A 21,147-nucleotide genomic window follows, 5' to 3' on the forward strand; every position below is an offset into this window, starting at 1 on the left:
ATCATCGGCCGGCGGTCAGCGAATTCGTGGCTTTCCTTCGTCCGGGCGAATTCTGCGCACCGTCAGCCTATTGATCTTCCCGGCTACCGGCGAATTCCCTTTGACGCGCCCTGTTTTGATCAACCGCGGCTCCCTACAATCCGTCCACATCTTGCTCAGGACGCCTGAGCGTGCTTCCGCGCGCCCATGTGCCAAACGTCAAGGAGGACGAATGGCGGGGCCTTACACCCCTCAGTTGCTTGACACCCCCTCTTTTCTGGCCGGGCCCTCGCTCACGGCGGGCAACCGCGGCATTGTGCTGGTGATCGCCGCGGTCGCCCTGGCAGCGTTGGCTGTCGCGGCGGTGCTGGTCCGCCAAGTGCTCGCGGCCGGCGAGGGAACCGACCGTATGAAGAAGATCGCGGCGGCGGTGCAGGAAGGCGCAAATGCCTACCTGGCACGGCAGTTGCGGACCCTCGGGGTATTCGCCGTCGTGGTGTTCTTCCTGCTCATGCTGCTGCCCGCGGAGAATTGGACGCAACGCGCCGGACGCAGCGCCTTCTTCTTGATCGGTGCCGGATTCTCGGCGGCCACCGGCTATATCGGCATGTGGCTCGCGGTACGCAGCAATGTGCGGGTGGCGGCGGCCGCCCGGGAGGCGACTCCGGCCGAGGGCGGTAACCGGGAAAAGGATCTTACGGCGGTCTCTCATAAAGCGATGAAGATCGCTTTCCGTACCGGTGGCGTCGTCGGCATGTTCACCGTGGGACTGGGCCTGCTCGGCGCGTCCTGTGTGGTGCTCGTGTACGCCGTCGACGCCCCCAAGGTGCTGGAGGGCTTCGGCCTCGGCGCCGCGCTGATCGCGATGTTCATGAGGGTCGGCGGCGGCATCTTCACCAAGGCCGCGGACGTCGGCGCCGACCTCGTCGGCAAGGTCGAGCAGGGCATCCCCGAGGACGACCCGCGCAACGCCGCGACCATCGCGGACAACGTGGGCGACAACGTCGGCGACTGCGCCGGTATGGCGGCCGACCTCTTCGAGTCGTACGCGGTGACCCTGGTGGCCGCGCTCATCCTCGGCATGGCCGCCTTCGGCGACGCCGGACTGGCCTTCCCGCTGCTGGTGCCGGCCATCGGCGTGCTCACCGCGATGATCGGCATCTTCGTCGTCGCGCCGCGGCGCCGCGACCGCAGCGGCATGACGGCCATCAACCGCGGCTTCTTCATCTCCGCGGGCATCTCGCTGGTCCTGGTGGCCGCCGCGGTCTTCACCTACCTGCCGTCCAGCTACGGCGACCTGACCGGTGTCACCGACCCGGGCGTCCTGGGCCACAGCGGCGATCCGCGGATGCTGGCACTGGTCGCGGTCGCCATCGGCATCGTGCTCGCCGCGCTGATCCAGCAGCTGACCGGCTACTTCACCGAGACCAGCCGGCGGCCCGTGCGGGACATCGGGAAGACCTCGCTGACCGGCCCGGCCACCGTCGTCCTCGCCGGTATCTCGGTCGGGCTGGAGTCCGCCGTCTACTCGGCGGTGCTGATCGGCCTCGCCGTCTACGGGGCGTTCCTGCTGGGCGGTGCCTCCATCATGCTGGCGCTGTTCGCGGTGGCGCTGGCCGGCACCGGCCTGCTGACCACCGTCGGCGTGATCGTGGCGATGGACACCTTCGGCCCGGTCTCCGACAACGCGCAGGGCATCGCCGAGATGTCCGGCGATGTGACCGGTGACGGTGCGCAGGTGCTGACCGACCTGGACGCGGTCGGCAACACCACCAAGGCCATCACCAAGGGCATCGCCATCGCCACCGCCGTACTGGCCGCGTCCGCGCTCTTCGGCTCGTACCGGGACGCGATCGCCACCGCGGTGCGGGAGATCGGCCGGGCGGCCGGCGGTATGGGGCTGAGTCTGGACATCTCGCAGCCCAACAACCTGGTCGGGCTGATCCTCGGTGCCTCGGTCGTCTTCCTGTTCTCCGGACTGGCGATCAACGCGGTGTCGCGGTCGGCCGGTGCGGTGGTCTTCGAGGTGCGCCGGCAGTTCCGCGAGCACCCCGGGATCATGGACTACACCGAGAAGCCCGAGTACGGGCGGGTCGTCGACATCTGCACCAAGGACGCGCTGCGCGAGCTGGCCACCCCCGGGCTGCTGGCGGTGCTCACCCCGATCGCGGTCGGTTTCTCGCTCGGTGTCGGCGCGCTCGGCTCGTTCCTGGCCGGGGCGATCGGCACCGGCACGCTGATGGCCGTCTTCCTCGCCAACTCCGGCGGTGCGTGGGACAACGCCAAGAAGCTGGTCGAGGACGGCCACCACGGCGGCAAGGGCAGTGAGGCGCACGCCGCGACGGTCATCGGCGACACCGTCGGCGACCCGTTCAAGGACACCGCGGGCCCGGCGATCAACCCGCTGCTGAAGGTCATGAACCTGGTGGCGCTGCTGATCGCGCCCGCCGTGGTCAAGTTCTCGTACGGCGAGGACAAGAACATCGGCGTACGGCTCGTGGTCGCGCTGCTGGCGATCGCCGTCATCGTCGGTTCGGTCTACGTCTCCAAGCGCCGTGGAATCGCCGTGGGTGACGAAGACAACTCCGAAGACCCGGAAAAGCTCGCCAAGTCGGCGACGACGGCGGTGGCGTCCTAACCCGGAAGCACCGTCAGCAGGGCTCGCGGAACGCTCAACTGGGCGGGTGGAAGGCGTTTTTTACGGACGCCGGCCACCCGCCCTCCGCATGCAGGGACGGCCGTGCGGTCCGCGCCCGGTCCTTGGTGCAAATGGCTGCAATGAGGGGCGGCCGGGATGCCCGACCCATGGACCAGGCCCTTTGGACGTGTATGTTCCGGGGCCGAGAGCCATGGAAGGGACCAATCCGGTGAACAAGAAGCTTGTGGCTGCACTGTCCGGCGGTGCCGCACTGGTGCTCGCGCTGACCGGCTGCAGCGAGGACAACACCAAGAAGCTCAACGACTGGGCGAAGTCGTTCTGCGACCCCGCGCAGGCACAGTTCAAGAACATCCAGGACGCCAACGCCGCCATGCAGAAGGCCGACAGCGGCAACACGGACTCCAAGAAGGTCCAGCAGACCGACTCGGCGGCCTTCCAGAAGATCTCCTCCGCCTACGCCGCGCTGGCCAAGTCCCTGGACCAGGCCGGGCCGCCGCCCACCGAGGAGGGCAAGCAGGCCCAGGAGAACGCCGTCAAGGAGCTCAACTCGCTCTCCAAGGGCTACGCGGACCTCCAGAAGCAGGTCAACAAGCTCGACACCTCGAACAAGCTCAAGTTCGCGGACGGGCTGCGCGAGCTGTCCAACGGCATCAACAAGCTCAACAAGCAGAGCGAGGCCGCCTTCAAGAACCTGGAGGCCGGTGACGTCGGTGCGGCCATGGCCAAGCAGAAGGGCTGTCAGAACCAGGCCGCGTCCGGTTCCCCGGTGCCCACGCCGTCCAAGAAGGCGTAGCGCAACGGCCGTCGCACACACGTACCCGCGACGGCCCGGCACGGCCCGGCGACGCGCCCGAGACGGGCGTGGCGCCGGGCCGTCGCCGATTGTCAGTGGCAGGGCCGACAATGGGGCATGTGAGTACGCACCTCCCCACCGCAGATGCCCGGGACCCCGAGAGCAGCGCCCGCACCACTCGGCTGCGCGAGGCGCTGCTGGCTGCCGCCTTCACCGCCGACGGGCTGCTGGACCTGCTCGGCGCACCGGCCTACGCCGCGCTGGCCCGCAGCGAAACCGTCCCCGCGCTGCGGGCGACCCGCGGCGACAGCCCACTGGAGACGCTGGTACGGCTGTTCCTGTTGCAGCGTCCGGTGGCGCTGCGGCGCGCCCGGGCGGCCCTGCCGGTCGAGGACTGCCTCGCCGACGGCTGGGTGGTGCAGGACGGTGACGAACTGCGCGCCACGGTGGACGTACGCCCGTACGGCGGCCCCGAGGGGCAGGACTGGTGGATCGTCTCCGACCTGGGCTGCGCGGTCGGCGGCGCCGGCGGCATCCAGGGCGTGGGGGAGGCCGACCGATCCCAGCTGGTGCTCGGCGTCGGCGGCGCGTCCACGACCCTCGCCGGGATCACGGTGCGCCGGCCGGTCGCCAAGGCGCTCGACCTCGGTACGGGCTCCGGCATCCAGGCGCTGCACGCCGCCCAGTACGCGACCGAGGTCACGGCCACCGACCTCAACCCCCGGGCGCTGCGGATCGCCGCGCTGACGCTGGCGCTCTCCGGGGCGCAGCCGGCGGATCTGCGCGAGGGCTCGCTGTTCGAGCCGGCCGGGGACGCGACGTACGACCTGATCGTGTCCAACCCGCCGTTCGTGATCTCGCCCGGGGCCCGGCTGACGTACCGCGACGGCGGCATGGGCGGCGACGACCTGTGCCGCACGCTCGTCCAGCAGGCCGCCGGGCATCTCAATGACGGCGGGTACTGTCAGCTGCTGGCCAATTGGCAGCATGTGGAGGGCGAGGAGTGGCACGACCGGTTGCGCTCCTGGGTGCCGCGGGGCTGCGACGCCTGGATCGTGCAGCGTGAGGTGCAGGACATCACCCAGTACGCCGAGCTGTGGCTGCGGGACGCCGGGGACCACCGCGCCGGCGACGAGGCGTACGCCGCGCGGTACGACGCCTGGCTCGACGAATTCGAGGCGCGCAAGACCAAGGCCGTCGGTTTCGGCTGGATCACCCTGCGCAAGTCCGGGTCCGACAGCCCCTCCATCACGGTCGAGGAGTGGCCGCACCCCGTCGAACAGCCGCTGGGGGAGTGGGTCGTGGGGCACTTCGACCGGCAGGACTATCTGCGCGCCACGGACGACGCGGCGCTGCTGGCCGGCCGCTTCCGGCTCTCCGGCGAGGTGGTCCAGGAGCAGGTCGGGCTGCCGGGCGCGGAGGACCCCGAGCATGTGCTGCTCCGTCAGAACCGCGGGATGCGGCGGGCGACGAAGGTGGACACGGTCGGCGCGGGCTTCGCCGGGGTGTGCGACGGTTCGCTGCCCGCCGGGCGGATTCTGGACGCCATCGCCCAACTCGTCGGCGAGGACCCGGTTCTGCTGCGGGACCGCACACCGGCCGCGATCCGGATGCTGATCGAGCAGGGCTTCCTGGAGCCGGTGCCGGCGGAGGACTGACGGCAGAGGACTGATCGCAGAGGACTGAGAGGGGGATGCGGAGGGGAACGCATGGGGGACGGGCGGACGTCGTTCATCCGGAGTTCGCCCGGATGCCGTACCGGGGTGCCACGCTGCCCGCATGGAGAGTGGACCCGAGGCGTTCGCCGGTGCGGCGTTCGCGCTGTTCGGCGCCGGACTGCTGGCATGGACGGGCGTATGCGCACGGACCGGGGCGCCGGTCGCCGAGGGGGTCAGTCGGCCGGTCGCCACCGTGGCGGCGCTGCTGGCCGGTGTGGTGTTCCTGGCCACCGGGGGCTGGCTCCTGGCGGCGCTGTAGCGGCCGCCTCCGGCGGCGTTCAGGGGGGCGGTACGTACCCTTTCCCGCCTGTTCTGTAACAGCTGCCCGACAGATGGCCGATATGAGTTGTTGCGTGGAACGTCCCCTTGTCCGCCGCCGTGTTCCTCGGTGAAGGTCACCCACGGCCAACCCACCGTCAGTGAGGAACACCCATGAACCGTGCACTTCGCCACGTCGCCGTCGGCGTCATCGCCGTCTCCCTGCTCGCCGGGGGCTCGGCGGCCGCCTTTGCCGCGCCGCAGGACCTCCACTCGGCCAAGCCGGTCGTCGCCGCCGCCCCGGCCGCCCCGGCTGCCGCGTCGCTCACGGCCAAGGCCAGCGCGACCACGGTCAAGGCCTGGCAGGAGTTCCGGATCTCCGGCGTCGCCAAGGGCATCAAGGCGGGCAGCAAGGTGACCGTCCAGCAGAAGCAGGGCAAGAAGTGGGTCTCGCTGCCCGCGCAGACGACGGTCAACAAGAGCGGTTCGTACTCGGTACGGGTCAAGCTCGGCATCAAGGGTGTCAACCAGCTCCGGATGGCCGGGGGCAGCACGCTCTCGCCGGTGCTCACCGTCACCGTTCGCTGAGTCCAGCCGGTCCGGCGCCCCTAACCGACGAGATTGCGGGCGATCATCCACACCGCGGCGATGCCGAGCACCACGGCATTGCCGCGGGCCGTCAGCCGCAGCCGGCAGGGGCGTCCGCGGAGCCCGTCGGCCAGCCAGCGCACGGCGAGGTACGCCACGGCCGGCAGGCCCAGGGTGAGCAGCACGGCGTTGTCGTGGAACGCCGCCACGACATCGCCGTGCATCAGGTCGTACGCCATCCGCGTACCGCCGCACGCCGGGCACAGCACCCCGGTGGCCCATCTGAACGGGCAGGGGAGCAGCAACTGCCCGGGCCGGTGCGGGTTGGTGTGCCAGAGATAGACGGCTGCCGCCGCACCGGCGCCGAGCGCGATCGACGCCCGGCGGACGGTACGGCGGCGGAGCGTCGCCCCGGTGGGCGCCCCGTCAGGCTGCACGGTGCTCACACGCTCAACGACCGCGCGTAGTTGACCTGGTTGAGCACGAACATCACCTGCTCACGGGACTGCACCGGGACCATCGTGGAGTGGTGCCGGCCGCCGCTGTTCACGGTGACCTGCACGAAGCCGGTGGTCACCCGCTCCTTCATCAGCAGGAAGAGCAGTCCGAGCAGACAGAAGAGGAAGAAGATGATGGCGAGCACGACCGCGTGCGCCGGGACCTTCTCCTCCGTCCGTGACATGTCCGTCGCCGTCCAGATGGCGCCCTTGAGCGGCATCGGACCGGCCGGCGTCATGATCGTGTCGCCGGTCACCGCTATATCGCCGAGCGACAGCGCCATCCCGCCGGTCTGCGGACCGGCCTGGAAGCCCCCGGGGGCCGGGGGCGGGGGAGCGGTCGGCGGCGGGAAACCGGGAGCCGGCGGCTGCGAGCCCGCCTGCGGATAGCCGTATCCGGGCTCCCCGGGGCGGCCGCCCTGCGGGTAGCCGTAACCGGCGTCGGCGTGCTGACCGCCCGGCGGCGTGGCGTACGGGTTCTGGGCAGGCTGGCCGGGCTGACCGGGCGGCTGCTCCGGTGGCGGTCCGGGGTACTGGTTCGCCATGGGTGAGGTTCCCCCCGAGAGTGTGCGTGACCGCGGCGGTACTCGGCCCGAGCGGTGGGCCGCGCCGGGGTCATCCTGCGTCCATCCTGCCAGCCCGCTCACATGGCGTATCAAGGCGATGACAGGATCCGGCGCCGCCTTGTGACAGACGCGGGTCCGGCCGGCCCGGCGTACGGCCGGGTAACCGGAAGCGGTCCGTCACTGTGTGGAATCACCGGTGGTGCGCCCAGGGACGACGCGCCGGAGTCGGCGCGCCGCCGGGCCGCCGGGCCGGGACCCGCCATGATCCAGGAGGACTCGCTGCGGGGCCTGTAGTAGGCGGCTGATGCGGTCCGGGCGGCATGAAGGCATGTAGTCGGGTTACCGTTCGAGTGGCGTTGCGGGGTTTTTCCGTTTGACACGGGGGCGGGAGGTACCGTCACACTCCGCAGCGTCAAGCGTCACCGCAGTGCGTCCCGGCGTCCGGCCGGGGAGCAATCCCAGCGTCGACCGGAGAGAAGAGCGAAGTTGTCCCCGACCAGCGAAGCCACAGAGGGCGGCGGCCGCCGACTTGTCATCGTCGAGTCGCCTGCCAAGGCGAAGACGATCAAGGGCTACCTCGGCCCTGGCTATGTGGTCGAGGCCAGCGTGGGGCACATCCGTGACCTGCCCAACGGCGCGGCAGAGGTTCCGGCGAAGTACAAGGGCGAGCCCTGGGCCCGGCTCGGTGTGAACGTCGACGCCGACTTCCAGCCGATCTATGTGGTCAACAGCGACAAGAAGGACCAGGTCAAGAAGCTCAAGGAGCTGCTGGCCGAGTCCGACGAGCTCTACCTGGCCACAGATGAGGACCGCGAGGGCGAGGCCATCGCCTGGCACCTCCAGGAGATCCTCAAGCCCAAGGTCCCCGTCCACCGGATGGTCTTCCACGAGATCACCAAGGACGCGATCCGCGAGGCCGTCGCCAATCCGCGCGATCTGAACCAGAAGCTGGTCGACGCCCAGGAGACCCGCCGGATCCTCGACCGCCTCTACGGCTACGAGGTCTCGCCGGTCCTGTGGAAGAAGGTCATGCCCCGGCTGTCCGCCGGCCGGGTGCAGTCCGTGGCGACCCGTCTCGTCGTCGAGCGGGAGCGCGAGCGCATCGCCTTCCGCTCCGCCGAGTACTGGGACCTGACCGGCACCTTCGCCACCGGCCGGGCCGGTGACGCCAGCGACCCGTCGACGCTGACCGCCCGGCTGAACACCGTCGACGGCCGCCGGGTCGCCCAGGGCCGTGACTTCGGTCCCAATGGGCAGCTCAAGAACGGTGTGCTCCACCTGGACGAGGCGAACGCCCGCGCGCTCGCCGCCGCCCTGGAGAACACCGACTTCGCGGTGCGCTCGGTCGAGTCCAAGCCCTACCGCCGCTCCCCGTACGCCCCGTTCCGTACGACCACCCTCCAGCAGGAGGCCAGCCGCAAGCTCGGCTTCGGCGCCAAGGCGACCATGCAGGTGGCGCAGAAGCTGTACGAGAACGGCTACATCACCTATATGCGTACGGACTCCACCACGCTCTCGGACACCGCGGTCGCCGCGGCCCGGGCGCAGGTGACCCACCTGTACGGCGCGAACTACCTGCCGGACAAGCCGCGCACCTACGCCGCCAAGGTCAAGAACGCCCAGGAGGCGCACGAGGCGATCCGCCCCTCCGGCGACCGCTTCCGCACCCCGGCCGAGACCGGGCTCACCGGCGACCAGTTCAAGCTCTACGAGCTGATCTGGAAGCGGACCGTCGCCTCGCAGATGAAGGACGCGACGGGTAACTCCGTCACCGTCAAGGTCGGTGGCAGGGCCTCCGACGGGCGGGACGCCGAGTTCACCGCGTCCGGCAAGACCATCACCTTCCACGGCTTCCTCAAGGCCTACGTGGAGGGCGCGGACGACCCGAACGCCGAGCTGGACGACCGCGAGCGCCGGCTGCCGCAGGTCGCCGAGGGCGACGCGCTGGCCGCGCAGGAGATCACCGCCGACGGGCACGCCACCAAGCCGCCCGCCCGCTACACCGAGGCCACGCTGATCAAGGAGCTGGAAGAGCGCGAGATCGGCCGCCCGTCGACCTATTCGTCGATCATCGGCACGATCCTCGACCGCGGTTATGTCTTCAAGAAGGGCACCGCGCTCGTGCCCTCCTTCCTCTCCTTCGCGGTGGTCAACCTCCTGGAGAAGCACTTCGGCCGGCTGGTCGACTACGACTTCACCGCCAAGATGGAGGACGACCTCGACCGCATCGCCCGTGGTGAGGCGCAGTCCGTGCCGTGGCTGCGGCGCTTCTACTTCGGCGAGGGCCATGGCGAGGGCGGCGCCGCGGACGCCGGCAACGGCGACGGCGACCACCTCGGCGGGCTCAAGGAGCTGGTCGAGGACCTGGGCGCGATCGACGCCCGGGAGATCTCGTCCTTCCCGGTCGGCAACGACATCAAGCTGCGGGTCGGCCGCTACGGCCCGTACGTCGAGCGTGGGGAGAAGGACGCCGAGGGCCACCAGCGCGCCGACGTCCCCGACGACCTGGCGCCCGACGAGCTGACCGTCGAGTACGCGGAGGAGCTGCTGGCCAAGCCGAGCGGCGACTTCGAGCTGGGCAAGGACCCGGAGAGCGGCCACCAGATCGTCGCCAAGGACGGCCGCTACGGCCCGTACGTCACCGAGATCCTGCCCGAGGGCACCCCGAAGACCGGCAAGAACGCGGTCAAGCCGCGGACCGCCTCGCTGTTCAAGTCGATGTCCCTGGACACCGTCACGCTGGAGGACGCGCTCAAGCTGATGTCGCTGCCGCGCGTCGTCGGCAAGGACCCCGAGGGCGTGGAGATCACCGCGCAGAACGGCCGCTACGGCCCGTACCTCAAGAAGGGCACGGACTCGCGCTCCCTGGAGAACGAGGAGCAGCTCTTCACCATCACCCTGGACGAGGCGCTGGCGATCTACGCTCAGCCCAAGCAGCGCGGGCGGGCCGCCGCCAAGCCGCCGCTGAAGGAGCTGGGCACGGACCCGGTCAGCGGTAAGCCGGTGGTGGTCAAGGACGGCCGCTTCGGTGCGTACGTCACCGACGGCGAGACCAATGCCACGCTGCGGCGGGACGACGACGTCGAGACGGTCACCCCCGAGCGCGGCTATGAGCTGCTGGCGGAGAAGCGCGCCAAGGGCCCGGCGAAGAAGACCGCCAAGAAGGCGCCGGCGAAGAAGACGACCACGGCGAAGAAGACGGCGGCCAAGAAGACGACCGCCAAGAAGACCGCGGCGAAGAAGACGACCACGGCGAAGAAGACGACCGCCAAGAAGGCCACCGCGAAGACCGCGGCGGCCAAGAAGACGGCGGCGACGGCCGAGGACTGAGACCGCGCACCCCAGCCGGTGCGCGGGACAAGGGCGGGCAAGACGGACACGTGCCGTCGAGCCCGCCCGTTTGTTCGGGTGGGCGCCCGGAGGCGCATACCGTCCCGATAGGCTGGCGAGATGACGCGTGCCGAGCAGCCAACGGTCGTGACCCCCACTTCAGGCGCCCTCGCAGCGGATTCCCGCGAGCGTGCGGTGCGAGCACTGCTGCGCTTCCCCCCACTGAAGCGACTGTGGAGCGCCCAGTTTGTCGGGGGCATCGGCGATGCCCTGTCCATGCTTGTCCTGGTACTGCTCGCCCTCCAGGCGGCGCTGTACGTGCCGCTGGGAGGCGAGGCCGTCTTCGGCGGCGGATACCGGGGCGCCGCCCTCGCGGTCACCGCGGTCTTCGCGGCGCGGATGCTGGCGATGCTGCTCTTCGGGGCAGTCCTGCTGGGCCCGCTGTCCGCGCTGACGGCGCCCGCCGGGCCGCTGGACCGGCGCTGGACGATGATCGGCGCGGATCTGCTGCGGCTCGCCCTGCTGGTCATCGCGCCCCTGTGGATCGACTGGACGCCGGGCGACGCACTGGCCTGGCTGCTGGTCACGGTCTTCGTCACCGGTGTGGCCGAACGCTTCTGGACCGTCTGCCGGGAGAGCTCGGCGCCCGGACTGCTGCCCACACCTCCGCCCGAGGGCGCCGCCGTACGGCCGCTTCCGGACAACCTGGACGCGCTGCGGCGCCTCTCGCTGCGCACCACCTTCGTCGCGCTGCCGGTCGCGGCCGCCGCCCTGGTGGTCGTCACGCTGCTCAGCAAGCTGCTGGGCACCGGCATCGACTGGTTCCACCTCCACCAGGCCGCCCTCGGCTCCTACGTGGCCGCCGGTCTGTTCGCCGCATCCGTGTCGATCCTCTACTTCATCGAACTCCCCGGTACGGCCACGCCGCGGCCGCGCTCCCCTCTGGAAGGGCTGCGCCGCCCGAAGGCCGCGCCCCAGGGGGAGAAGGCCGGTGCCGAGAAGGGCCGTACGGGCGCGATCCCGCTGCTGGTGCTGGCCTGCGCGGCCGTCGCCGCCGGGATCGCCGCGGCCGTCGCGCTGGCCGTGCTGCACGCCTACGACCTGGCCGGCGGCCCGGCCACCTTCGCGCTGCTGGTGCTCGCCCTGACCGGCGGAACGGCCGTCGGGATCCGCGGTGCCCGCCGGGTGCTGCCCGGGCTCTCCCGGCGCCGGCTGCTCGCCCTGGCGGTGGCCGTCACCGGCCTGGCGCTGCTGGCCATGGGTCTGGTCCCGGACGTGACGACGGTCCTCTTCCTCGCGCTGCTGGCCGGCGGCGGCGCCGGCATCGCCGCCAATACGGGACACGTCCTGCTGGACCAGGAGTCCGAGGAGTTCCGCACCACCCGTACGACCGAGCATCTGCACGCCGTCGTACGGCTCGCGGTCGCGCTGGCCGCCATCGTCGCGCCCCTGCTCGCGGCCGTCATCGGCCCGCACCGTCTGGGCAACGGCGCCTTCGGCCTCTCCTACGGGGGCGCCGCCTACACCCTGATGCTGGTCGGCGCGCTGCTGCTGCCGGTCGCCGCCTGGGTGCTCGGCAAGGTCGACGACCGGCAGGGCGTACCGCTGCGGCGCGATCTGCGGGAGGCGCTGCGCGGCGGCGACCCGGACCAGGCGCCCGCCCCCACCGGCTTCTTCATCGCTCTGGAAGGCGGCGACGGCGCCGGCAAGTCCACCCAGGTCGAGGCGCTCGCCGAGTGGATCCGCGGTAAGGGCCATGAGGTCGTGGTGACCCGCGAGCCGGGCGCCACCGCCATCGGCAAGCGGCTGCGCTCGATCATCCTGGACGTCTCGACGACCGGACTCTCGGACCGTTCGGAGGCGCTGATGTTCGCCGCCGACCGGGCCGAACACGTCAACAGCGTCATCCGGCCCGCCCTGGAGCGCGGCGCGGTGGTCATCACCGACCGGTACATCGACTCCTCGGTCGCCTACCAGGGCGCCGGCCGTAACCTCGCGCCCACGGAGATCGCCCGGATCAACCGCTGGGCAACGGACGGCCTCGTCCCGCACCTGACCGTCCTCCTCGACATCTCCCCCGAGACCGCCCGCGAGCGCTTCACCGAGGCACCCGACCGTCTGGAGTCCGAGCCCGCCGCCTTCCACCAGCGGGTACGGGCCGGCTTCCTGACCCTGGCCGCCGCCGACCCGGCGCGCTACCTGGTCGTCGACGCCGGACAGGAGCCCGAGGCCGTCACCACCGTCGTACGCCACCGCCTCGACCAGGTGCTCCCGCTGTCCGAGGCCGAGCTGAAGGCGCAGGCCGAGGCCCGTAAGGCGGCCGAGGAAGAGGCCCGCCGCCGGGCCGAGGAGGAGGCCGCGCGCAAGGCGGAGGAGGCGCGCCTGGAGCGTGAGCGCCAGGAGCAGCTCGCCAGGCTGCGCGCCGAGGAAGAGGAGCGCAAGCGCCAGGAGGCCGAGCAGGCCAAGGCGCTGGAGGAGGCCCGCCAGGCCGAGGAGGCGCGCCGCCGGGCCGAGGAGGCCCGTGAGGCGGCCGAGGCCGAGCGCCGGCGCCGGGAGGCCGAGGAGCGGGCCCGCCAGGCCGAACAGGAGCGGCTGCGCAAGCAGCACGAGGAGCAGGCCCGGCTCCGCCAGGAGGCGGAGGAGCGCCGCCTGGAGAAGCAGCGCAAGGCCGAGGAGGCCCTGCTGCGCGCCGAAGAGGCCCGGCGGGCGGCTGCCGAGGAGGCGGCCGCCGCGGAGGCCAGGGCGGCGGCCGAGGCTGCCGAGGCGGCCGACGCGCCGACCGCGGAGACTCCGGTGGCGGACCTGCGCAAGCGGTACGTGGAGGGCGCGGGCGAGGCCCCCGCGCCCTCCGGGGCTCCCTCGTCCGGTACCGGTGCGGACGGCGAGCGCACGGAGGCGCTGTCGTGGCCCGAGGCGCCGTGGCCCGAGGCGCCCGGCGCGGCGGACGAGACCGCCGTGCTGCCTCCGGTGCACGAGGGGCGGGGCAGCCATGGCCCCGACGCGGACGAGACCGCCGTGCTGCCGCCCGTACGGGAGGACGGCCCGCGGGGCGATGACCGGCGCGGCGATGACCCGGCCGACAGGGTGCCGCCGTGGATGTTCCGTAAGGAGACCCCGGACGGGGCGACGCCCGGGGAGCCCTCCGCCGCCGATTCGGGCGTCGAGCGGACCCGTGAGCTCCCGCAGATCGACCCGGAAACGGGCCGCCCTGTCGAGAGCCCGGCCCCGCAGCGCGGCCGTCGCCGCCCCGAATGGGCGGAGGAGACCCCACTGGACGATCTGCCGACGCTCGCCGACGAACTGCTCGGCCCGCGCGGGGACGAGGAGGCGGACGACGGCGCCGGTGACGACGGCCGTCGCGGCCGGGGAGGACGTCGCTAGCGGGACATAGAGGGACGCCGCAGCCCAGGAGGTACGCCGAACGGGCCGCAGGCCGGGCACCCCGAATGGGGGCGCGGACCGAGGAACCCGTCACACCTCTCGCACCGGCCGTGGCCGCAGCGCACCTGCTGCGGCCACGGCCGTTCTCCCCGTCCTGGCGCCCGCCGCCGGGCAGTCCGGACCCGCCTTCCGGATTCGTTTGTCAGTGGGTTGCACCACAATGGGTCAGGCGAGTCATGAGCAGCACGGCACGGACAGGAACGGCAGGCAGCGATGGCGGTATGGGACGACGTGGTCGGCCAGGACCGGGTGACGGCACAGCTGGCCGCTGCCGCGCGCGAGGCGGACGCCCTCGTCACCGCTGAGCACGCGGCGGCGCAGACGCGGCCCGGCGCGCAGCCGGAGCCCCCGGCCGACCGCAGCGGCGCCTCGCAGATGACCCACGCCTGGCTGTTCACCGGCCCGCCCGGCTCGGGCCGGTCCACCGCCGCCCGCGCCTTCGCCGCCGCCCTCCAGTGCGTCAGCCCCGACCGCGCCCTGGGGGGCGCCCCCGGCTGCGGCTTCTGCGACGGCTGCCACACGACGCTGATCGGCACCCATGCCGACGTCGAGATCGTCCGTACGGACCTGCTCTCCATCGGCGTCAAGGAGACCCGCGACCTGGTCCGCCGCTCCTCGCTCTCCCCGGCCGGCGGGCGCTGGCAGGTGATCGTCCTGGAGGACGCCGACCGCCTCACCGAGGGCGCGGGCAACGTCCTCCTCAAGGCCGTGGAGGAACCAGCCCCCCGTACGGTCTGGCTGCTCTGCGCCCCCTCCATCGAGGACGTCCTCCCCACCATCCGCTCCCGCTGCCGCCACCTCTCGCTGCGTACGCCACCGGTCGACGCGGTCGCCGATGTCCTCGTACGGCGCGACGGCATCGACCCGGAGGCCGCCGCCCGCGCCGCCCGCGCCACCCAGGGCCACATCGGCAGGGCCCGCCGCCTCGCCACCGACGAGCGCGCCCGGGCCCGCCGCACGGCGGTCCTCAAACTCCCGCTCCGCATCGACGACATCGGCGGCTGCCTCAAGTCCGCCCAGGAGCTGATCGACGCCGCCGGGGAGGACGCCAAGCAGGTCGCCGAGGAGATCGACACCAAGGAGACCGAGGAGCTGCGCGCCGCCCTCGGCGCCGCCGCCGGGACCGGCGGCCGGCTGCCGCGCGGCACGGCCGGCGTGATGAAGGAGCTCCAGGACAAGCAGAAGCGCCGCTCCACCCGCACCCAGCGCGACAGCCTCGACCTGGCCCTGGTCGACCTCACCGCCTTCTACCGCGACGTCCTCGCCCTCCAGATGGGCGCCGCGGTCGCGCTCGCCAACGACGAGGTGCGCGACAGCGTCCAGCGGATCGCCGCCGGCTCGACCCCCGAGCGCACCCTCCGCCGCATAGAGGCCGTCATCGCCTGCCGCGACGCCCTCGACCGCAACGTCGCCCCTCTCCTGGCCGTGGAAGCGATGACAGCCGCCCTCCGCGCCGGCTGACCCCACCGCCGCCACCGGCCGGCCCCCGACCACACGCCACACCCCGGACCACCCCCGACACCTCCCACCAGAACCCTCAACCACCCCATCCAGGAGACGACCACACAAAGCCCCCACACAGACACTCTCCGCTACCACTCCCGACCCGCAGGCTCCCGCACCCCCAGCCCGCAGCACCCGCGCACCCCACATCCACCCCGCCACCACCACCACCTACACCCCTCCCTCCCCGCTCCCCTCCCCTCCCTCCCTCCCCATCCAGGCTCCGGACCCAGGGGCCGAGACCAAGGGACCGCCATGGCCACCAGCCGACTGCTCCGCACCTCCGCCGCCGTCCTCGCGGCCACCGCTCTGCTGATCTCCGGCTGCTCCTCGGGGAGTTCGGGCGCCGAGGCGTCCCCAGGCCGTACGACGGAGGCCGGGGCCCAGCGCCCCGCCGAGGACGCCTCCCTCGAACCCCTCCCGAGCGCCACCCCGGCCAATCTGCGTCCGTACTACGACCAGAAGCTGAGCTGGCATCCCTGTGGGGTGGACGGCTTCGAGTGCGCGACGATGAAAGCGCCCCTGGATTACGCCAAGCCCAGTGCGGCCACGGACCTGAAGCTCGCGGTGGCCCGTAAGAAGGCCACCGGCCCCGGTAACCGGCTCGGGTCCCTCCTGGTCAATCCGGGCGGCCCGGGCGGCTCGGCGATCGACTACCTCCAGAAGTACGCACCGCAGCCCGCCGCGGTCCGTGCGCGCTACGACATGGTGGCGCTCGACCCCCGAGGGGTGGCCCGCAGCGAGCCGGTCGAGTGCCTGTCCGACAAGCAGATGGACCGCTACACCCAGACCGACCAGACCCCGGACTCCCCGGCCGAGACCAACAAGCTCATCACCGCCTACCGCGACTTCGCCAAGGGCTGCGAGTCCCGCTCCGGCAAGGTGCTGCCGCATGTCTCCACGATCGAGGCGGCCCGCGACATGGACGTCCTGCGCGCCGTCCTGGGCGACAAGAAGCTGACGTACATGGGCGCCTCCTACGGCACCTTCCTCGGCGCGACCTACGCCGGCCTCTTCCCCACCCGCTCCGGCCGCATGGTCCTCGACGGCGCCATGAACCCGGACCTCGACGCCCGCGCCATCAACAGGGACCAGACCGCCGGCTTCAACACCGCCTTCACGGCGTTCGCCGCGGACTGCATCAAGAAGAAGGACTGCCCGCTCGGCCACAAGAACGCCCAGGACGCCGGCCGGCAGCTCTCCGCCCTCTTCAAGAAGCTGGACGCGCACCCGGCGGAGACGGGCGAGGAGCGCAAGCTCACCGAATCCCTCGCCACCACCGGCGTGATCGCCGCGATGTACGACGAGCGCGCCTGGCCCGTGCTGCGCGAGTACCTCGCCCAGGCCAAGGCCGGCAACGGCCGCGGCCTCCTCACCCTCTCCGACAGCTACTACGAGCGCGACCCCAACGGCAGCTATGCCAACCAGATGTACGCCAACCCTGCCGTCAACTGCCTCGACCTCGCCCCCGCCTTCGCCACCCCCGACCAGGTCCGCGCGGCCCTGCCCAGCTTCCGCAAGGCCTCCCCGGTCTTCGGCGAGAACTTCGCCTGGGCCGCCCTGAACTGCGCCTACTGGCCGGTCAAGCCCTCCGGCACGGCCCACCGCATCCAGGCCAAGGGCGCCGACCCGATCCTCGTCGTCGGCACCACCCGAGACCCGGCCACCCCCTACTCCTGGGCCAAGGCCCTCGCCGGCCAGCTCGCCAACGCCACCCTCCTGACCTACGAGGGCGACGGCCACACCGCCTACGGCCGCGGCAGCGACTGCATCGACTCCGCGATCAACGCCTACCTCCTCGACGGCACCGTCCCGCCCAAGAACAAGCGCTGCACGTGACCCACCCCACACCCCCGCCCCACACACCCGCCCACCCTCCCCTGACCAGCCCCGGAAGTGGTTACAAAGCACCCCTCAGTGATGTGTAGACTGGGCCGCGCACCACGCCGCCTTAGCTCAGTTGGCCAGAGCAACGCACTCGTAATGCGTAGGTCTCGGGTTCGAATCCCGAAGGCGGCTCCGTTAAAGACCAGGTCAGACCCTGTCTGACCTGGTCTTTTGCGCTGCGATCCTGATGGGTTATCAGGTTGAGGCCAGCGTTGGAGCAAGGGGAGCGCGAGGGGAGCGCATGAGCCCAGGGATTCGACTCCCCTGGGCTCTACCTGTGATATGCCTCTGACCTGTGGAAATGCGGTTCAGGGCATTTTTAGTGTGTACACAATGCGTACGTGTGCGCACAGGAGCATGACGGGCGCTGTTGTCGGCCTTGATATTCGGGGGCTGGATGCCTCATCGTCCCCCGTTGATCCACTGATATCCCATCGGCGGGGCAGCCAGGTAGGTCGTCACCACGACCACGGCGGTCTCGGTCAGTCGAGGAAGGTCACCGTCTCGTCGAGCGGTGCGCGGTCCACGCGGACGCAAGGTCTGGCCGGGTCCGCATGGCCCACCGACATGCCGCAGAAGAGGAGGAGGGGCTCAGCGGGAGACACGATCTCCGCGACGGTCCTGTGGTACACCGACCATGCCATCTGCGGGCAGCTGTGCAGTCCCTCGGCCCGCAGGAGCAGCATGACGGTCTGTAGGTACATGCCGACGTCGGCCCATTGGGCCGGTCCCATGTTCCGGTCGATGTAGCAGAAGAGGGCGGCGGGCGCGCCGAAGCAGCTCCAGTTCGCGGTGACCGCCTTGTTCCGCGCGGTTCTGTCCTCGCGGGGGATGCCGAGCGCGCTGTACCGCTGCTCAGCGGCAGCCCAACGCCGCTCGCGGTAGGGGGATTTGAGGTCCGGCGGGTACATCTCGTACTCGGGCTCGTCCCCGGGGTCCCCCGCGGCCGCACGTGCGACGGCGCGTTTCTTGAGTTCGTCCAGCCGTTGGCCGGTCAGCACATAGATGTGCCATGGCTGAAGGTTCGCCCCGGACGGAGCCCTGGACGCAGCCGAGAGCACCCGCTCAAGCACCTCATTCGGCACGTGATCACGGGTGAACCCCCGCACCGCCCGACGAGTCGCCACCGCCTCGTAGACATCCAAGAGGCACATCCTCCGCATCTCCTCACCGTCTTGCGGTCGCCCCTTGTGCGGGGCTTCCCATACTTCTGAACGGCGTGGAACCGGCAGAGGTGACTACCGGGCACCGTGATCGAGTCACGATGCGCGACACGGCCGGTGGCGGGTGCCCGGCCGGGCGTCATGCGTGCGGGCGGGGTGGCATCATCCGTCGACGACGTAGCGGTCCAGGGTGCGGACGTAGTCCGCGGCACCCATGCGGCCGACGGACCCCAGCCGGTCGAGGTCGACGTGGAAGTCGGTCTCGTCGATCAGCCCATCGTCCGCGGTGACGTGGACGACCTCCCCGATGACGACAAAGTGATCACCGACCGGCATGACCGCGGATGTCCGGCATTCGAAGGCAATGGGGGACCCGTCGATGCGCGGGGAGCGAACCCGCCGCCCGGGGAGCGGCCGCAGCCCGGCCAATTCGTACTCCGACTCGCCGTGTGGCAGGGGTTTCGCCGAGGTGGTGGCTGCCTCGGCCTGCTTCTCGATGAGGACGTTGACGGTGAACTCCCCCGTGCCTCCTTCAGCCGGAACCCGGGCGTTACGGCACGAGTCCTTCTCTGTACCATCGGCCCGCCGACCCGCGCAGAAGAGCAGGGCCATCGGGGAGTACCCCACCGCTGTGTAGTACGAGAAGGGCGCCAGATTGACTGCGCCACTCGGGGAGACCGTGCTCACCATGGCGATCGGCCGAGGGACCACGCTCCACAACAGCAGCCGCTCGCGCTGCCTGACGGTCATGTCCGCTACGTCGATGTTCGGCATCGATCAGCCACTTTCGGTGCCGCAGGGCTGGCTGGCATCGGGACCACGCAGGCTCTGGGGGCGCATGTCCGACCAAACCCTGTCTACGTATGCGACGCACTCGTCCAGCGAGTTGGTGAAGCCGACAGGTGTCCAGCCCGCCGGGGTCGCGTTGTCCGCGGGCCAGACCGAGTACTGTCGCTCCTGGTTGATCACGACGTGATGGAGCTGGTTCGATTCGTCTACTGCCATGGAAGCCGCCTTCTGTCTCGGGGGATGAGTTCCTGGTCCGGTGGGTCTCAGGCGGGGGTGGGCGCGAGTTCATCCGCGTGGAGAGCGCCGCGCAACCGCCGCAGCTCGGGGAAGGGGAGTGTGATCCGCCGCATCAGGAACTCCTCCCCGGACGTTCCTCCGGTGCCCTGCTGCCCTCCGACCATCTTCGACATCAGGCCGAGGTGGGCCACCTTCCAGCGCCAGTAGCCGTTGCCCACGTCGAGCAGTGCCTCGGCTGCTCGGTGGAGGGCGCCGCCGACGACCCCGCGGCGGCAGACGTCGGCCACCGTGCAGCCCTGACGGGCAACGTTCTCCACGAAGGCCCGATACAGCTCGCCCTCTTCCTTGCCATCTCCCAGCAGTCGGCCGAGCACCCGGAACTGCTGCGACTGTGCCCCGCTGGCCGTACCGAGGTAGGGCCGGAACTGGACGAAGTGGCGCAGCGGGAGGCGTTCTAGTACGAGTACCTGCTCGTGCAAGACGCGGAGTAACTCGGCCGCCCGCTGGAGGAGTTCCACACTGGTCTCCGCCTCGTCAGCCGGCTGGCAGGGGGAGGACAGCAGGTCCCGCACCAGGCTCAGATCCGCGATTGCCTGCTTGAGCCACAACTCGCAGGACTGGTGGGCAACGATGAAGAAGTGCTCGGCCAGGACCACGGTCCGGTCGGCTGTCGGGGGAATCTGCGTTTTCTGGAGCGAGAGCAGTGTCTCCATCTGGAGATAGGAGGAATAGCTCAGCTCAGCCATGGTCAGCTCCTTGTCAATGAGTTCGTGTCGAGTGTGGTGCCGAGGAAGGCGACGATGTCGGCGAGGAGGCTTTCGGCGTCCTGGAACGGGTGGAAATGGTGGCCCTCTCGTTCGAGCAGGCTGAACGGACCCGTGGTGACGGGGGCCCAGTCGGCCAGCAGGGCTCCGTCCACGAGTGGGTCCTCAACGCCGTGGTAGCAGCGGACGGGGCAGGACAGGGTGACGGGCCGGGGCTCCGGTCGGTACTGCTCGTGCGCCGTGATGTCCGCGCGCAGCACAGGTAGCAGCACCTCCGTCAGTTCGGGGTCATCGGCCGCTGTGGGGTCAACCCCGCCCAGGGAGCGGATCAGGGACCACAGTTCGCCGTCGGCGATCAGTCCGGCACGCACCCGGCCGGCTGTGCCGGGGGGCGGGCAGCTGGATGCCAGCAGACCGGACGGCGGGCGGCCCAGGGCGCTGAGGGTCAGAGCGGCCTCGTAGGCGACCAGGGCGCCGAGGCTGTGCCCGAACAGCACGGTGGGCAGCGGTCGCAGGCGCAGTAGTTCGGAGGCGAGTTCCGAACTCAGCCCGCGCACATCGGCCGACAGCGGCTCGCCAAAGCGGTCGCCGTGCCCTGGATACTGCGCTGCCAGCAATTCGACGACTGGAGGGAGATCGGTGGCCCACGGGCCGTAGCTGGCCGTGGTGCCGCCGGAGTGCGGGAGACAGACGAGCCGTGCGGTGGGTGTGGACGCTTGGGTCAGCGTCCGCAGGCAGTGATCCCGGCGAGTACGAAGCATGATGCGCTCCTCCGCTTCGGATGTGGTCGTAAGTTCTCACGGCGTACCGGGGCGGCAGAACAATCTTTCGGCTCTCCGTCACTGCCTGGTCCGGCCGCGAAAGACTTCTGACACAACTGGAGTGGGTCGGCTTGGCCCTCTGTGATGATCCGCGTATCGGAGCCAATGCCGGGCACTGCGAGCAGTGCGTTTCAGTCTTCAGTGGGGATTGCGG

General features: G+C 70.9%; 16 protein-coding genes and 1 tRNA gene. 10 read left to right on the forward strand and 7 right to left on the reverse strand.

Annotated features, from left to right (window positions below):
* The first annotated feature begins 211 nt into the window (after nucleotides 1-211).
* The 5 genes from ACZ55A_RS26235 to ACZ55A_RS26255 all read left to right on the forward strand — a co-directional run bounded on the left by ACZ55A_RS26235 (nucleotide 212) and on the right by ACZ55A_RS26255 (nucleotide 5,995).
* Nucleotides 212-2,617, forward strand: a complete 2,406-nt coding sequence (locus ACZ55A_RS26235; RefSeq protein ID WP_468844668.1) for a sodium-translocating pyrophosphatase — start codon at nucleotides 212-214, stop codon at nucleotides 2,615-2,617.
* A gap of 229 nt (nucleotides 2,618-2,846) precedes the next feature.
* Nucleotides 2,847-3,431 (forward strand): small secreted protein, encoded by a 585-nt coding sequence (locus ACZ55A_RS26240; RefSeq protein WP_468844671.1) that lies wholly within the window; start codon nucleotides 2,847-2,849, stop codon nucleotides 3,429-3,431.
* A gap of 110 nt (nucleotides 3,432-3,541) precedes the next feature.
* Nucleotides 3,542-5,089 carry a DUF7059 domain-containing protein gene (locus ACZ55A_RS26245; protein ID WP_468844672.1) on the forward strand — a complete coding sequence of 516 codons (1,548 nt, stop codon included), beginning with the start codon at nucleotides 3,542-3,544 and terminating at the stop codon, nucleotides 5,087-5,089.
* A gap of 121 nt (nucleotides 5,090-5,210) precedes the next feature.
* On the forward strand, nucleotides 5,211-5,408 hold the full coding sequence (locus tag ACZ55A_RS26250; RefSeq protein WP_468844674.1) for a hypothetical protein: 198 nt from the start codon (nucleotides 5,211-5,213) through the stop codon (nucleotides 5,406-5,408).
* 173 nt (nucleotides 5,409-5,581) lie between these two features.
* On the forward strand, nucleotides 5,582-5,995 hold the full coding sequence (locus tag ACZ55A_RS26255) for a hypothetical protein (RefSeq protein ID WP_468844677.1): 414 nt from the start codon (nucleotides 5,582-5,584) through the stop codon (nucleotides 5,993-5,995).
* A 20-nt stretch (nucleotides 5,996-6,015) separates the two neighbouring features.
* On the opposite strand, the gene ACZ55A_RS26260 is transcribed toward ACZ55A_RS26255, so the two are convergent.
* Nucleotides 6,016-6,441: a DUF2752 domain-containing protein gene (locus ACZ55A_RS26260; protein WP_468844679.1), complete on the reverse strand. Its 426-nt coding sequence runs from the start codon at nucleotides 6,439-6,441 to the stop codon at nucleotides 6,016-6,018.
* Nucleotides 6,438-7,037, reverse strand: a complete 600-nt coding sequence (locus ACZ55A_RS26265; RefSeq protein ID WP_468844681.1) for a hypothetical protein — start codon at nucleotides 7,035-7,037, stop codon at nucleotides 6,438-6,440. The genes ACZ55A_RS26260 and ACZ55A_RS26265 overlap by 4 nt, the downstream gene beginning before the upstream one ends.
* A 507-nt stretch (nucleotides 7,038-7,544) precedes the next feature.
* On the opposite strand from ACZ55A_RS26265, the gene topA reads away from it, so the two are divergent.
* The 5 genes from topA to ACZ55A_RS26290 all read left to right on the forward strand — a co-directional run bounded on the left by topA (nucleotide 7,545) and on the right by ACZ55A_RS26290 (nucleotide 17,351).
* Complete coding sequence (topA, locus tag ACZ55A_RS26270) at nucleotides 7,545-10,388, forward strand: type I DNA topoisomerase (RefSeq protein WP_468844683.1); 2,844 nt, start codon at nucleotides 7,545-7,547, stop codon at nucleotides 10,386-10,388.
* Nucleotides 10,389-10,508: 120 nt separating this feature from the next.
* On the forward strand, nucleotides 10,509-13,769 hold the full coding sequence (gene tmk / locus ACZ55A_RS26275) for a dTMP kinase (RefSeq protein WP_468844684.1): 3,261 nt from the start codon (nucleotides 10,509-10,511) through the stop codon (nucleotides 13,767-13,769).
* A gap of 273 nt (nucleotides 13,770-14,042) precedes the next feature.
* Nucleotides 14,043-15,290, forward strand: coding sequence for a DNA polymerase III subunit delta' (locus ACZ55A_RS26280; protein ID WP_468844687.1), 1,248 nt, complete (start codon nucleotides 14,043-14,045; stop codon nucleotides 15,288-15,290).
* A gap of 297 nt (nucleotides 15,291-15,587) precedes the next feature.
* Entirely contained in the window at nucleotides 15,588-17,171 is a 1,584-nt protein-coding gene (locus tag ACZ55A_RS26285) for an alpha/beta hydrolase (protein WP_468844690.1), read from the forward strand.
* 106 nt (nucleotides 17,172-17,277) lie between these two features.
* Nucleotides 17,278-17,351, forward strand: a tRNA-Thr gene (locus tag ACZ55A_RS26290).
* Between the two features lie 350 nt (nucleotides 17,352-17,701).
* Here ACZ55A_RS26290 and ACZ55A_RS26295 read toward each other — a convergent pair.
* From ACZ55A_RS26295 to ACZ55A_RS26315, 5 genes are all read right to left on the reverse strand, one after another.
* Entirely contained in the window at nucleotides 17,702-18,364 is a 663-nt protein-coding gene (locus ACZ55A_RS26295) for a nitroreductase (protein WP_468845056.1), read from the reverse strand.
* Between the two features lie 180 nt (nucleotides 18,365-18,544).
* The gene (locus ACZ55A_RS26300; RefSeq protein WP_468844692.1) at nucleotides 18,545-19,156 is read right to left on the reverse strand and encodes a flavin reductase family protein; all 612 of its coding nucleotides are present in this window, start codon (nucleotides 19,154-19,156) and stop codon (nucleotides 18,545-18,547) included.
* 3 nt (nucleotides 19,157-19,159) lie between these two features.
* Entirely contained in the window at nucleotides 19,160-19,387 is a 228-nt protein-coding gene (locus ACZ55A_RS26305) for an MbtH family protein (RefSeq protein ID WP_468844695.1), read from the reverse strand.
* 47 nt (nucleotides 19,388-19,434) lie between these two features.
* The gene (locus tag ACZ55A_RS26310) at nucleotides 19,435-20,154 is read right to left on the reverse strand and encodes a tryptophan 2,3-dioxygenase family protein (protein WP_468844698.1); all 720 of its coding nucleotides are present in this window, start codon (nucleotides 20,152-20,154) and stop codon (nucleotides 19,435-19,437) included.
* Nucleotides 20,155-20,156: 2 nt separating this feature from the next.
* The gene (locus tag ACZ55A_RS26315) at nucleotides 20,157-20,933 is read right to left on the reverse strand and encodes a thioesterase II family protein (protein WP_468844700.1); all 777 of its coding nucleotides are present in this window, start codon (nucleotides 20,931-20,933) and stop codon (nucleotides 20,157-20,159) included.
* Nucleotides 20,934-21,147: the final 214 nt, after the last annotated feature.

The sequence above is a fragment of the Streptomyces sp. NPDC034111 genome, from assembly GCF_055575375.1.

What these genes read in the sequence shown, in the direction of transcription:
- tmk (WP_468844684.1), top strand. Translation starts at nt 10,509, where the DNA reads ATGACGCGTGCCGAGCAGCCAACGGTCGTGACCCCCACTTCAGGCGCC.
- ACZ55A_RS26300 (WP_468844692.1), bottom strand. Translation starts at nt 19,156, where the DNA reads ATGCCGAACATCGACGTAGCGGACATGACCGTCAGGCAGCGCGAGCGG.
- ACZ55A_RS26265 (WP_468844681.1), bottom strand. Translation starts at nt 7,037, where the DNA reads ATGGCGAACCAGTACCCCGGACCGCCACCGGAGCAGCCGCCCGGTCAG.
- ACZ55A_RS26315 (WP_468844700.1), bottom strand. Translation starts at nt 20,933, where the DNA reads ATGCTTCGTACTCGCCGGGATCACTGCCTGCGGACGCTGACCCAAGCG.
- ACZ55A_RS26235 (WP_468844668.1), top strand. Translation starts at nt 212, where the DNA reads ATGGCGGGGCCTTACACCCCTCAGTTGCTTGACACCCCCTCTTTTCTG.
- ACZ55A_RS26250 (WP_468844674.1), top strand. Translation starts at nt 5,211, where the DNA reads ATGGAGAGTGGACCCGAGGCGTTCGCCGGTGCGGCGTTCGCGCTGTTC.
- ACZ55A_RS26255 (WP_468844677.1), top strand. Translation starts at nt 5,582, where the DNA reads ATGAACCGTGCACTTCGCCACGTCGCCGTCGGCGTCATCGCCGTCTCC.
- ACZ55A_RS26310 (WP_468844698.1), bottom strand. Translation starts at nt 20,154, where the DNA reads ATGGCTGAGCTGAGCTATTCCTCCTATCTCCAGATGGAGACACTGCTC.
- ACZ55A_RS26245 (WP_468844672.1), top strand. Translation starts at nt 3,542, where the DNA reads ATGGGGCATGTGAGTACGCACCTCCCCACCGCAGATGCCCGGGACCCC.
- ACZ55A_RS26305 (WP_468844695.1), bottom strand. Translation starts at nt 19,387, where the DNA reads ATGGCAGTAGACGAATCGAACCAGCTCCATCACGTCGTGATCAACCAG.
- ACZ55A_RS26285 (WP_468844690.1), top strand. Translation starts at nt 15,588, where the DNA reads ATGGCCACCAGCCGACTGCTCCGCACCTCCGCCGCCGTCCTCGCGGCC.
- ACZ55A_RS26280 (WP_468844687.1), top strand. Translation starts at nt 14,043, where the DNA reads ATGGCGGTATGGGACGACGTGGTCGGCCAGGACCGGGTGACGGCACAG.